A 12,061-nucleotide genomic window follows, 5' to 3' on the forward strand; every position below is an offset into this window, starting at 1 on the left:
TATATGATCCATGTTCCGTTCATCAAAAGGTAGCGCCGCGTGTTCAAGGGCCTGACCCCGATCATCTACAATGGCCGCGAGGTCTGGCCATTGGTGGAGGGCGGCAAGGGTGTCGCGGCGACCAACCATGCGTCGGCCGGCGCCTGGGCGGCGGCGGGCGGGATCGGTACGGTCTCCGCGGTCAACGCCGACAGTTACGATCCTGACGGCAAGATCATCCCCCAGATCTATCGCGCGCTTACCCGGCGCGAGCGGCATGAGGAACTGGTCCAATATGCGATCGACGGCGCTGTCGAGCAGGTCCGCCGCGCATACGACATCGCGGGCGGGCGGGGCGCGATCAACATCAACGTGCTTTGGGAGATGGGCGGCGCGCAGCGGGTGCTCCAGGGCGTGCTGGAGCGCACCAAGGGGCTGGTCGCGGGCGTCACCTGCGGCGCGGGCATGCCGTACAAACTATCCGAGATCGCGGCTGAGCATCAGGTGTCGTACCTGCCGATCGTGAGTTCGGGCCGGGCGTTTCGGGCGTTGTGGAAGCGCGCCTATTCCAAGGCGTCGGAATGGCTCGCGGCGGTGGTCTATGAAGACCCGTGGCTGGCGGGCGGGCACAACGGCCTGTCGAATGCCGAAGACCCGCTGAAACCCGAAGACCCGTTCCCCCGCGTCAAGGCGCTGCGCGATACGATGCGCGAGGGAGGGATTCCGGACTCCACGCCGATTGTGATGGCGGGCGGGGTTTGGTATCTGCGTGACTGGGAGGATTGGATCGACAACCCCGAACTGGGATCGATCGTCTTCCAATATGGCACGCGGCCGCTGTTGACGCGCGAAAGCCCGATTCCGGACGGGTGGAAGGCCAAGCTGACCCAGATCGACGAAGGCGAGGTGCTGCTCCACCGCTTCTCGCCGACCGGATTCTATTCGAGCGCGGTGCGCAATCCGTTCCTGCGCTCGCTGGAGGCGCGATCGGCGCGACAGATCGCGTTTTCCACGCAGGAAGCCGGGGACCATGTGTTCCAGCTGGACGTCGGGGTGAAGGGCAAGAATTTCTGGGTGACGCGCAACGACCTGCTCAGCGCGCGCGGGTGGTTCGGGGAAGGATTCACCGATGCGCTGAAGACGCCCGACAACACCCTGGTTTTCGTGTCGCCCGGCGAGAAGGCGGAGATTCGAAAGGATCAGGCCGATTGCATGGGGTGCCTGTCGCAATGCCTGTTTTCGAGCTGGGCGGACAGCGAGACCAATTCCACCGGGCGGTTGGCCGACCCGCGCAGCTTCTGCATCCAGAAGACGCTGCAGGATATCGCGCATGGCGGCGATACCGACCAGAACCTGATGTTCGCCGGCCATTCGGCGTATAATTTCAAGCGCGATCCCTTTTATTCGAACGGCTTCGTGCCGACGGTGAAGCAATTGGTGGATCGCATTTTAACTGGGGATTGAGTTTCGATCGTCGCGCGGCTTGGTAGAGGGTATCCGTCATGGGATATGAGAAGGCAATCAGTGTCGATATAACGGGCGAACTCGCTGAATATATCTCTTCGGCGGTCGGCGAATATGGCCTTTACGAGGCGTTCAGGGCGGAGCTTCAGGAGGCATTCGCCGAACCCGAGTCCAACCACCGATACGTGACGGCGGAGGATGTGATCGCGCGAAACAAACTTCGCGGCTGACGATGCCGCGTTTACCGCATACGTGCGAAGGCGGATGACTGCCTGGATGACATCGCGGGCTATACGCGCGAGCGTTGGGGGCGGGCACAAGCGGCAAAATACATCGAAGACCTATTCGCGTAATTCGAGGCGATCGCCGCGCACGAAGTGCCTTGGGTAAAGCTCCCGAAAGACTATGGTATCGATGGCTACCGCCGGCGCTGGCGCGGTCACGTGATCTATTGGAAAGAGGACACGCACGGCGTGGCCATCGTCAGCGTCCTGCATGCGCGGATGGATCAACTCGCCCGACTTCGGGACGATCTCGGCGGCGGATAGCAGCCGCCGTCCTTCGGCTCTCCGAGACTGTTTGAAAACGCGTGAAAGAGCGAGTTTCGCAGGCGGTGCCACCCTCCGCAGCCATTCCACCGATGCTGCGCGTCGCCGGAACCTTGGGCTGGCACCGCACAACGCGTTACTGGGCGTTTTAAACGGACTCTCAGTCCTTGGGGAAGAACCGCTCCACCACGTCGCGTGCCAGCCGCGCGGGGCGCAGCGTTTCCGCATCCAGGCAGCACCAGCTCGACTTGACCTCGGCTAGCACGTCTTCGCCGCGCTTGATGATCGTTTCGTAGAAGGCGCGGGCGCCCTGGACCTTTTCCAGCAGGACGGTGGCGATCACGTCGTCGTCGAGGAAGGCGGGCTTGCGATAGGTGATCTCGTGTTTCAGCGCGACCCAGAGGTGCTGGGCCACCGCTTCGGGGGGCGCCAGACGCTGCCAATGGCTGATGACGGCGGCCTGCACCCATTTGAGATAGCTGGCGTTGTTGACGTGGCCCATGAAGTCGATGTCGTCGGACACGATGCCGACGGCGTAATGATGCGGGGCGGGTGCGGTGATCACGCGACAGCATTAGCATGAAGCATGTTACGGCGCGATGAAGACTTCGAAGGTCGCTCTAGATTCAGACTCGCTCACGTTTGCACATATCCGGAGTGTCGACGGTGTTTGGCGCACTCAATCGGGCGGGAAGCGATGGAGGATGGTTTTCAGCGCGGCGACGATAGCGTCGAGCGAGCGTGGGGCGGCTCGTCGGAGCAGCGCGTTGATCTTGGCGAAGCCTGTCTCGAGCGTAGTCGAGAGAACCTGCTCGATGGGATTGAAGTCGGGGCTGTAGAGCCTGCCCCGGCGAAGGCCGGGCGGAAGGTAGAGCAGCCCCATGCCGGCATTCTCCAGGCAGTGGCGGATGCCGGAACCTTGTGGGCCGGCAGGTTGTCGCAGACCACGATGCTGTCGGGCGACAGTTCGGGGATGAGGTGATCGGTAAGCCATTGCTGGAAGATGCGCCCGGTCATTCCTGTCCTGAGCGAAGTCGAAGGGGGCGTATCGATCAGCATCGGCGCGGCGATGCCGTCGTGGCGCAGCCCGGCGACGAAGAGCCTGCCCTCACGAAGGTGGGGGTCGAGGTCATCCAGTGGCCGTGCGCCGCCTTGCCGAGCAGCGGCTTGCCCTTCTCGCCCCATCCGCGCAGCCGGGTCATGCTGGTCGTCGTCCCGGTCTCGTCGACGAACACCAGTGCGTTGAAGTCGAGCCCGGCCTGCGCCACCCGCCAAACCGCGCGCGCGATGGCGACGTCAGGCCGATCCTGCTCGGTCGCGTAGATCGTCCATTTTCTTGTGCCGCAGCCCCAGCTTGCGCACCGTCCGCCAGACGCTTGCATAACTGACCTCGACGCCTCGACTGGCCAGGTCGCTCCGCACCTCGCTCAAGGTCAGCTCTGGCGTCTCGGCCAGTCGCTCGCCGAGCCAGCCCGCTTCCTCCAGCAGCTTCGAGCACCGGTCGCCTCCTGTCGGTCGGGCTGCATGGCTGCTCTCACGCCGATAGCGGCGATACCAGTTGCCCGCCGTGCTCGGCGCCACGTCGAACACCGCGCCAACATCACGGCAACTCCTGCCCGCCGCCATCGCCGTAACCACCCGACAGCGCAGATCGTCCGAATACGCTTTGCCCATGCCAGCCTCCTTCCGGCCGACATCTTGAATCAGAAAATCACGCCCGTGTGAATCCCGTCCGATTCAACCCGGTCGAGGTCGACTCTAAATCCAGCCTTCGAGCACCTGGTCCGGCGGGCGGTGGCCGTCGGCCCACATGCGGATGTTTGCCATCACCTTTTCGCCCGTGGCGACGCGGCCTTCGTAGGTGGCCGATCCCATGTGCGGGGTCATGACGACATTGGGCAGTGCCAGCAATCGCGGGTCGATCGCGGGTTCATGGCGCCAGACATCTAGGCCGGCGCCGGCCAGCCGGCCGTTCTCCAGCGCGTCCGTCAGCGCGTCCTCATCGACGATGCCGCCGCGGCTGGCGTTGATGAGGTAGACGTGGGGACGCATGAGCGCGATGCGCGCGGCGTCGATCAGATTCTCGCTTTGCGCGTTGCGCGGGGTGTGGATCGTCAGGATGTCGATGCGGCCCAGCATCGCGTCGAGATTGGGATGCCACTGCGCCCCGAACTCGGCCTCCACCACCTTGGGCAGGCGGTGGCGATTGTGATAGTGAATGGTCAGGCCGAAAGCGCGCGCGCGCCGCGCCACCGCCTGGCCGATGCGGCCCATGCCGACGATGCCCAGCGCCTTGCCGCCGATCCGGTGGCCCAGCATTCCGCCGGGACTCCAGCCCTTCCACGTGCCCGAGCGCACCAGCTTCTCCCCCTCCGCCAGGCGGCGGGGCACCGATACGATCAGCGCCATCGTCATGTCCGCGGTGTCTTCGGTCAGGACGCCAGGCGTGTTGGTGACGATGATGCCGCGGGCGCGTGCGGCCTTGAGGTCGATATGGTTCACGCCGGCGCCGAAATTGGCGATGAGTTTCAACCGATCCCCCGCGCCGGCGATCAGGTTCGCGTCGATCGAATCGGTGACGGTGGGCACCAGCACGTCGCAATCCCGCATCGCCGCGGCCAGCCCTGTACGATCGAGCGATTGATCGGCCCGGTTGATTCGCGTGTCGAACAGCGCCTCCATCCGCTCCATGATCGTGTCGGGGAGTTCGCGGGTGACCGCAACGCTGGGGTTCGGACACCGCCGGGAAGAGGTGGGACGTTCGGCCATGCGCGGAGGCTTGGCAAGCGACCCGACGTGCGTCAATGGTTGAAGGAACGCGGCCGGACGCGGTAGGGTTCAAACCCGATCACGGCCGTTGTCCGGATTGGGTTTGAACCCTAGGTGGCGCGCATGCGTATCCCGATCTTCGCGACAGCCGTCCTGGCATTGGCGCTGCCATCCCCTGCTCCCGCGGCCGATGCCAAGCGCAAGGTGCCGTATCTCGCCTCCATCCAGGCAAGCCGCGCACGGATGCGCACCGGCCCGGCGCGTACCTATCCGGCGAGTTGGCTCTATCAGCGCAGCGGCCTGCCGGTGCGGGTGGTCGCTGTGATGAAGGAATGGCGCAAGGTCGAAGACCCCGACGGCACGACGGGCTGGATGCAGGGCAACCTGCTGAGCGACACGCGCACCGCGATCGTCAAGGCCGGGCCGCCGATCGAGATGCGCGAGCGACCCTCCAGCGCCGCCAAGCTGATGTGGCGCGCGGCTCCGGGTGTGGTCGGCCGGATCAGCGCATGCGCGAACGGCTGGTGCCGGTTCGACGTGATGGGGCAGGCGGCTTATGTGACGGTCGGCGGCTTGTGGGGGGTCGAGCCGGGCGAGGTGCTGCCGTAGCGATTGCTCTGCGCACGATGGCCGGTGCCCGCTGGTTCAATCGTCGACGCGTGGCGCGGCCACTGCGGCCACGTTGATCGTCACCTGCAGACTTAGCGCATGGTCCATCTGCGCGCGCGAACCGCCGCGGGACAGCCGATATTGATTGAGATAGCCGAGGTCGGCGCTCGCCAGTCGGCCGATCGGCAGCGTGACACCGGCGACATTGCGCATCCGGTCGTAGCCGCGGCGCTGCCCCCAGCGGGTGCTGTTGGGAAAGTAGAAGCTCTCGTGGCTGACGAACAGCGCCAGGCCGTCGGTTTCGAGCCGGTGATTGTAGCGGACCAGCGGGCGGATACGAAAGCCGATCTCGTCGCCGCGCGGATGGAAGCGTTCGTCGATCCGGAATCGGGTGACGACCGGGCCGAAGCTGGCGATCACATGCTGGCGCAGGCGATCCTCGTCGTCGGCCAGATTGCCGTTATGCGCGCCGACCTTGCGATACCCGACGCCCAGTTCGATCCGGTCGGACAGACGATAGCCCAAGATGCCGCCGAATTCGGTCTGGAACAGCCCATCGGCACGATCCCCGAAGCGCGCGATCTGCTCCAGCGTCACGCGTACCCCGTCCGCCAGGGGCACGTTGGTGTTGACCTGAAACCAGAGCTGTTCGTCCTGCTGCTGCGCCCGCGCGGGCAAGGCGGCGAGCAGAAGCGGACCGGCCAGCAGGCCGCGACGCGCCGGGCGACGATGCCGCAAAATCCTATACCAGCTCGAGCGCCATCGCGGTTGCCTCACCGCCGCCGATGCACAGCGAGGCCAGGCCGCGCCGCTGTCCCGAACGCTCGAGCGCCGACAGCAACGTCGCCAGCACCCGCGCGCCGCTGGCACCGATCGGATGGCCCAGCGCGCACGCGCCGCCGTGGATATTGACGACGTCGTGCGCCAGGCCGAGGTCGCGCAGCGCGATCATGGCGACGCAGGCGAAGGCTTCGTTCACCTCGTAGAGGTCGACATCGCTCGCCGACCATCCCGCCCGCTCCAGCGCCTTGCGCATCGCGAATACGGGGGCTGTGGCGAAGCGGGCGGGTTCGTGGGCGTGGGCGGCATGGGACACGACGCGCGCGACCGGCTTGATCCCCAGGCGCTCGGCGACGCTCATGCGGGTCATCACCAGCGCGGCCGCGCCGTCGGAGATGGAGGAGGCGTTGGCCGCGGTGATCGTGCCGTCCTTGGAAAAGGCGGGCTTGAGCGTCGGGATTTTCGCCACATCGCCGCGGGCGGGCTGTTCGTCGAGCGAGACGGTCTCGATGCCCTTGCGGCCCTTCACCTCGACCGCGACGATCTCGCGGTCGAAGGCACCGCTCTTCTGCGCAGCCTGCGCGCGCTGTAGCGATTCTATCGCGTAATCATCCATCGCGCCGCGGGTGAACTGATATTCGGCGGCGGTTTCCTCGGCGAAGCTGCCCATCAGGCGGCCGGGTTCGTATGCGTCTTCCAGCCCGTCCAGGTACATGTGGTCGTACAACGTGTCGTGGCCGATACGCGCGCCGCCGCGGTGCTTCTTCGAGAGGTAGGGGGCGTTCGACATGCTCTCCATGCCGCCGGCGACGAGCAGGTCGGCCGAGCCCGCGGCGAGCGCGTCATGCCCCATGATCGCCGCCTGCATGCCCGAACCGCACATCTTGTTGACGGTCGTGCCCTCGACATGCGTGCCTAGCCCGGCGCCGATCGCCGCCTGGCGCGCGGGCGCCTGGCCGAGGCCGGCGGGGAGAACGCAGCCCATGTAGATGCGCTCGATCGCCTCCGCCTTCACCCCGGAGCGATCCACCGCGCCCGTGACCGCGGTGGCGCCGAGCTGGGTGGCGGAGGCGCCTGCGAGCGTGCCGGCGAACGAACCCATCGGGGTGCGGGCGTAGGACAGGATGACGATCGGATCGGACACGGTCACGGGATGCTCTCCAGAAGATCAGGTACGTGCAGGATGCCGCCTGCCTCCCTTCGCCCTGAGCACAGTCGAAGCGCATGGCCTGAGGCCGTGCCCTTTGACTTCGCTCGGGGCGACCGGAGGTGGCGCCGGTCCCACCTGGTCCCAACTTAGGGACTCGGGCGCGTGCGTTCCACTGCGGCGGCACTATAGTCCTGCGCGATGGCTGGCATGGACATGGTGGCGTGGGGCGCCGGACTCGCGATCCTGGGCGCCATCGTGGGGAGTTTCGTCGCGGCGCTGGTGGTGCGTTGGCCCGCGGGGCGATCTGTGATGCGCGGGCGATCGGCTTGCGATGCGTGCGGGGCGACGGTGCGGGCGCGTGATCTGGTGCCGGTGGCGAGCGGGCTGGTGTTGCGCGGGCGGTGCCGGGATTGCGGAGCGATGATCGATCCGGTGCATGCGTGGGTGGAACTGGCGGCGGCAGTTGTCGGGGCGGTCGCCGGAGCGTTGGCGGCGGGGCCGGTCGCGCTTGCGGGGGCGGTGTTCGGGTGGCTGCTCCTGGCGCTGGCGATGCTCGACCTCAGGCATTGGTGGCTGCCGGATCGGCTCACCGCGACGCTGGCGCTGGCGGGGATAGCGGCAGCGCTGGCCGGCGTGTCGCCTGATCTCGGCGAGCGGCTGATCGGCGGGGCGGCAGGCTTTGTCGCGTTGTGGTCGATCGCGGCGGGATATCGCAAGTGGCGCGGGCGCGATGGGATGGGCGGCGGCGATCCGAAGATGCTGGGCGCGATCGGATTGTGGCTGGGATGGCGGATGCTGCCGGCCGTGCTGCTGATGGCGAGTGTCGTTGGGCTGGGCTGGGTCGCGTGGCAGGCGGCACGGGGGCGGCGGCTGGCGGCCGATGATGCGGTGCCGTTCGGGGTGCTGCTCGCGGTGGCGGCTTACCCGGCGTGGCTGGTCATGATAGCGTCGACACCATGATGCTATTGGCCCTGCTTCTCCAATCCGTCGCGCTCTCTCCTCCTGGCCCGATTCCCGGCGTGCTGCCCAAGCAGGCGCTGCCCTCCAAAGGCTGTGCCGCCTATCTCTGGAGCGTCGCGGACCGTTCGCTGGTCGCCATGGCCAGCGCCGATCCGGGGCAGCTGCGCATGACGATCGACGGCAGGATCGTCGATGTCGGTCAGGCAGCGGCGCGGGGGGCGGGGGATTACGGCTTCGCCGCAGTGACGGACTATGCGGGCGGCGACCTGAGCGCGACCCTCGACATGACGGTCGCGCGCCGGCCCGATCTGGCGGCCGGCGCGGCGGTGCCGAGCGGCACGCTGACGATCGCGCGCGCCGGGCACGATGTAGTGGTCGTGCCGGTAGCGGGGGTGATCGGATGCGTGTGATGGATGATCTGCTGACGGCGCAGCGCGCGGCGTTCACGGCCGAGATGCCGGTCAGCCTGGCTTCTCGCCGCGATCGGCTGAAGCGTGCGGCGGCGATGGTGCGCGATAACGCTGCGCGGTTCTGCGACGCGCTGAGCGAGGACTTCGGCCACCGCAGCCGCGATCAGTCGATGCTGACCGACATCGCGGGTTCGATCGGGCCGATCGACCATGCGCTCAAGCACCTCGACGGCTGGGCGAAGCGCGAGAGGCGCAAGGTGCAGTTTCCGCTGGGGCTGCTGGGCGCGCGGGCGTGGGTGGAATATCAGCCCAAGGGCGTAGTCGGGGTCATCGCGCCGTGGAATTTCCCCGTGAACCTGGTGATGGGGCCGCTTGCGGGCATCTTTGCTGCCGGCAATCGGGCGATGGTGAAGACCAGCGAATTCACGCCGGCGACCGCCGCGCTGTTCGAGCAGGTGGCGGCAAGGTATTTCGCGGCCGAGGAACTCGCGTTCGTCAGCGGCGGGCCTGATGTCGGGCAGGCGTTCGCCTCGCTGTCCCTCGATCATCTGCTGTTCACTGGCGCGACCGGGATCGCCCGGCATATCCTGCACGCCGCCGCGGACAATCTGGTGCCGGTGACGCTGGAACTGGGCGGCAAATCGCCGGTGGTGATCGGCGCGGGCGCGGACATCGCACGCGCAACCGAGCGGGTGGCATTAGGCAAGATGCTGAATGCCGGGCAGATATGCCTGGCTCCGGATTATGTGCTGGCCCGGCCGGAGGACGAGGCGGCGGTGGTCGCGGGGCTGAAGGCAGCGGCATCGGCGATGTATCCGACGCTGCTGAGCAACCCCGATTATACCGCGATCATCAACGACCGGCATTTCGCGCGTCTGTCCGGCTGGCTCGACGATGCGTGGGCCAAGGGGGCCACAGTCGAGACGGTGAACCCGGCGGGCGAGGATTTCACCGCTTCGAACGCGCGCAAGATGCCGCTCCACATCGTCCGTGACGCGACCGACGACATGCTGGTCATGCAGGAGGAGATATTCGGTCCCGTCCTGCCGATCGTCCGATACGACGGCATCGACGATGCGATCGCGCGGATCAATCGCGGGGGCCGGCCGCTTGCTTTGTACCATTTCGGGACGGACGAGGGCGAGCGGCGGCGCGTGCTGGACCGTACGGTGTCAGGCGGCGTGACTCTGGACGACGTGATCTTCCACGTCTCGATGGAGGATCTGCCGTTCGGCGGCGTCGGGCCGTCGGGGATGGGGAGCTATCACGGCGTCGATGGCTTTCGCACCTTCAGCCATGCGCGCGCGGTTTTCAAGCAATCCAGGCTCGATGTCGCGAAGATCGCGGGGATGAAGCCGCCTTATGGCAAGGCGCTGGCCAAGACGATCGCGCGGCAGATGGGGCGGTAATTTCTCCTCGCTGGCGGGGAGGGGGACCAGCCGTAGCTGGTGGAGGGGGTTCTCCGCACAGGGAATCGCTGGTGGCACGCCCCCTCCACCACCACGCTGCGCGTGGCGGTCCCCTCCCCTTGCAGGGGAGGAATTAGGTTATGCCGTAGTGGATCGGCTTGAAGCTGCCGCCGTTCGAGGCGGGGGCCGAGCAGGCGGTCAGGCCGATGACCAGGTCCATCGCGGCGCGAAAGGCGATATGGTCGCCCGCCTTGCTGACCGGCGGCAGGACGCTCAGCCGACCGCCGGCATCGACGGGCACGTTCATGAAGCAGTTGAACGCGATCGGAATGCGATCGGGAGCCACGCCATAGGGTTCGAGCGCGGCGACGAGATTTCCGAAGCAGCCGCGATGCGCCGGCAGATCGGGGTAGAAATGGTGGAACGTGTCGTAGGAACACGGCGTCAGCAGGAAGTCATGCACGCCCACCGTATCCGCGACGATCTCCAGCATCACGCGCGAGCGGTTGGAATAGAGTGAATGCCCCGTCGTCAGCCGGATCGTCTCGGCATAATCGAGCGTGCGGCCCGAGGAGATGACCTCGTCCAGATCGTCGGCGTTGAACGCCAGCAGATCGGCCACCTGCATGCCGCGCGGGTCGATGACGGTGAGAATCTGCCCTTCGCTCAGCCGGAATGCCGTCCCCGAGCGTTCCGGAATTTCCTGAGCGCTCACTTGGAACCGGCATAGTGGAAGGGGCAGCGCCAGTCAGCGTCCACGACCCGGCCGCTATACTGGCGGGCTTCGCTCAGATCGCCGTGGCGCGAGAGCATGGGGTTGCGCGACCCGGCGATCGCCTCGTCGCGAACCATGATCTTCTCGCGCAGGCCCTCATATTTGCCCTCGGCGCGCAGCGTCTCGAACTGGTCGTGGAGGTTGAAGACCATCGCCGGGCGCGCGAAGCGGCGGGCGAGGCGGCTGGCATTGGGGTGGAGACCGACGACGAAGAACGCCTCGCCACCGAAGCTCAGCGAGAAATGCGGCGAATCGGGGTCGGCGCTGACGCGTTCGTCATAGGGCTGGCCGCGCCACACGTCCTTGTCGGAGAGCGACTGGATGCGCTGCCACACCGCCGCTTCGAACGCGGGTTCGTCCAGTTCTTCGGGGCCTTCGAACACGACCGCGAAGCTGCGGAACAGGCCGGGGTTTTCGCGGTAAGCCTCAGCGAAGCGGATCAGGCCGTCGTGGATGCGCAGATCGTCCCAGGCGCTGTCGATACGATTGGCGGCCAGCACGTTCAGCGTACCCTTCGCCAGCGCGGCCTTGGCACCGACGCAGGGGAAGGCGCGATCAGCGACATGCGCCTCCAGCATGGCTTCGAACTGACCCTGCGCATCGTGGCGCCAGGGGAACATCGGGGTGTGGGGACTGGTCATCGGCCAAGCGTTACGTTCGACTCGGGCATGTCGTTCCCGCTGCCGTCCTGATCCAAGTCATAGTCGCGTGGGCGGCCAGGGCTGGTGTCCCGCAGCGGGGCGGGGCAGGATGATCTCATGACCCAGACACTGTCGCTCGATGCGTTCCTGCCGTTTCGCCTTTCGGTGGTGTCGAACGTCGTGTCGGGGGCGATCGCATCGACGTACCAGGCGCTGTTCGGGCTGCGCATTCCCGAATGGCGGCTGGTCGCGGTGATCGCGGAGAGCGACGGCCTGTCGCAGCAGGCGCTGGGCGCGCGGACGCGGATGGATAAGGTGACGGTCAGTCGCGCCGCAATCGCGCTGGCGGAGCGCGGGCTGATCGAGCGGCGCGACAATCCGGCGGACCAGCGGTCTCACCTGCTGTCGCTCACCCCCGACGGGCGCGGACTGTACGAGCAGGTGGCGCCCAAGGCGCTGGAGATGGAGGCGCGTATCTTCGGCGGGGTCGATCCGGCCGAGCTGGCGCAGTTTCGTGCGATACTGGATCGCATCGAGGCGGCGGCGGGCGGATTGGAGGGTTGATCC

At 66.7% G+C, this 12,061-nt stretch carries 16 protein-coding genes; 7 read left to right on the forward strand and 9 right to left on the reverse strand.

Going from position 1 to position 12,061, the window contains the following annotated elements; genetic code table 11:
• Nucleotides 1–39 precede the first annotated feature (39 nt).
• Together VF643_RS15755 and VF643_RS15760 are read left to right on the forward strand one after the other, a co-directional pair.
• Nucleotides 40–1,443 (forward strand): NAD(P)H-dependent flavin oxidoreductase, encoded by a 1,404-nt coding sequence (locus tag VF643_RS15755; protein ID WP_331044334.1) that lies wholly within the window; start codon nucleotides 40–42, stop codon nucleotides 1,441–1,443.
• 38 nt (nucleotides 1,444–1,481) lie between these two features.
• Entirely contained in the window at nucleotides 1,482–1,673 is a 192-nt protein-coding gene (locus VF643_RS15760) for a hypothetical protein (RefSeq protein ID WP_331044335.1), read from the forward strand.
• Between the two features lie 478 nt (nucleotides 1,674–2,151).
• Here the strand turns inward: VF643_RS15760 and VF643_RS15765 are convergent, their stop codons facing one another.
• The 5 genes from VF643_RS15765 to VF643_RS15785 all read right to left on the reverse strand — a co-directional run bounded on the left by VF643_RS15765 (nucleotide 2,152) and on the right by VF643_RS15785 (nucleotide 4,760).
• Nucleotides 2,152–2,556 carry an acyl-CoA thioesterase gene (locus VF643_RS15765; RefSeq protein WP_414713884.1) on the reverse strand — a complete coding sequence of 135 codons (405 nt, stop codon included), beginning with the start codon at nucleotides 2,554–2,556 and terminating at the stop codon, nucleotides 2,152–2,154.
• Between the two features lie 114 nt (nucleotides 2,557–2,670).
• Nucleotides 2,671–2,874, reverse strand: coding sequence for a hypothetical protein (locus tag VF643_RS16180; RefSeq protein WP_414713885.1), 204 nt, complete (start codon nucleotides 2,872–2,874; stop codon nucleotides 2,671–2,673).
• 169 nt (nucleotides 2,875–3,043) lie between these two features.
• Complete coding sequence (locus tag VF643_RS15775; RefSeq protein ID WP_331044336.1) at nucleotides 3,044–3,259, reverse strand: hypothetical protein; 216 nt, start codon at nucleotides 3,257–3,259, stop codon at nucleotides 3,044–3,046.
• Nucleotides 3,260–3,287: 28 nt separating this feature from the next.
• The gene (locus VF643_RS15780; protein ID WP_331044337.1) at nucleotides 3,288–3,665 is read right to left on the reverse strand and encodes a helix-turn-helix domain-containing protein; all 378 of its coding nucleotides are present in this window, start codon (nucleotides 3,663–3,665) and stop codon (nucleotides 3,288–3,290) included.
• An 84-nt stretch (nucleotides 3,666–3,749) separates the two neighbouring features.
• Nucleotides 3,750–4,760 carry a D-glycerate dehydrogenase gene (locus VF643_RS15785; protein WP_331044338.1) on the reverse strand — a complete coding sequence of 337 codons (1,011 nt, stop codon included), beginning with the start codon at nucleotides 4,758–4,760 and terminating at the stop codon, nucleotides 3,750–3,752.
• 123 nt (nucleotides 4,761–4,883) lie between these two features.
• Here VF643_RS15785 and VF643_RS15790 point away from each other — a divergent pair, with 123 nt between their 5' ends.
• On the forward strand, nucleotides 4,884–5,369 hold the full coding sequence (locus tag VF643_RS15790) for an SH3 domain-containing protein (protein WP_331044339.1): 486 nt from the start codon (nucleotides 4,884–4,886) through the stop codon (nucleotides 5,367–5,369).
• 36 nt (nucleotides 5,370–5,405) lie between these two features.
• On the opposite strand, the gene VF643_RS15795 is transcribed toward VF643_RS15790, so the two are convergent.
• On the reverse strand, nucleotides 5,406–6,107 hold the full coding sequence (locus VF643_RS15795; protein WP_331044340.1) for a DUF2490 domain-containing protein: 702 nt from the start codon (nucleotides 6,105–6,107) through the stop codon (nucleotides 5,406–5,408).
• 4 nt (nucleotides 6,108–6,111) lie between these two features.
• Nucleotides 6,112–7,293: an acetyl-CoA C-acyltransferase gene (locus tag VF643_RS15800; RefSeq protein WP_331044405.1), complete on the reverse strand. Its 1,182-nt coding sequence runs from the start codon at nucleotides 7,291–7,293 to the stop codon at nucleotides 6,112–6,114.
• 213 nt (nucleotides 7,294–7,506) lie between these two features.
• Here VF643_RS15800 and VF643_RS15805 point away from each other — a divergent pair, with 213 nt between their 5' ends.
• Genes VF643_RS15805 through VF643_RS15815 form a run of 3 tightly spaced genes read left to right on the forward strand, consistent with a single transcriptional unit; the run spans nucleotide 7,507 to nucleotide 10,078 of the window.
• A complete protein-coding gene (locus VF643_RS15805; RefSeq protein ID WP_331044341.1) occupies nucleotides 7,507–8,259 on the forward strand; it encodes a prepilin peptidase in 753 nt (250 codons plus the stop codon).
• The gene (locus VF643_RS15810; protein ID WP_331044342.1) at nucleotides 8,256–8,669 is read left to right on the forward strand and encodes a hypothetical protein; all 414 of its coding nucleotides are present in this window, start codon (nucleotides 8,256–8,258) and stop codon (nucleotides 8,667–8,669) included. The genes VF643_RS15805 and VF643_RS15810 overlap by 4 nt, the downstream gene beginning before the upstream one ends.
• On the forward strand, nucleotides 8,669–10,078 hold the full coding sequence (locus VF643_RS15815) for a coniferyl aldehyde dehydrogenase (protein ID WP_414713886.1): 1,410 nt from the start codon (nucleotides 8,669–8,671) through the stop codon (nucleotides 10,076–10,078). Before VF643_RS15810 ends, VF643_RS15815 begins: the two co-directional genes overlap by 1 nt.
• 133 nt (nucleotides 10,079–10,211) lie before the next feature.
• On the opposite strand, the gene VF643_RS15820 is transcribed toward VF643_RS15815, so the two are convergent.
• A complete protein-coding gene (locus VF643_RS15820) occupies nucleotides 10,212–10,793 on the reverse strand; it encodes an urea carboxylase-associated family protein (protein WP_331044344.1) in 582 nt (193 codons plus the stop codon).
• A complete protein-coding gene (gene gntA, locus VF643_RS15825; protein ID WP_331044345.1) occupies nucleotides 10,790–11,494 on the reverse strand; it encodes a guanitoxin biosynthesis heme-dependent pre-guanitoxin N-hydroxylase GntA in 705 nt (234 codons plus the stop codon). Before gntA ends, VF643_RS15820 begins: the two co-directional genes overlap by 4 nt.
• A 117-nt stretch (nucleotides 11,495–11,611) precedes the next feature.
• Between gntA and VF643_RS15830 the strand changes: the two genes are divergently transcribed.
• Entirely contained in the window at nucleotides 11,612–12,058 is a 447-nt protein-coding gene (locus tag VF643_RS15830; protein ID WP_331044346.1) for a MarR family transcriptional regulator, read from the forward strand.
• Nucleotides 12,059–12,061: the final 3 nt, after the last annotated feature.

Origin of the sequence: Sphingomonas sp., assembly GCF_036387595.1 — a bacterium.
GTDB lineage: Bacteria > Pseudomonadota > Alphaproteobacteria > Sphingomonadales > Sphingomonadaceae > Sphingomonas.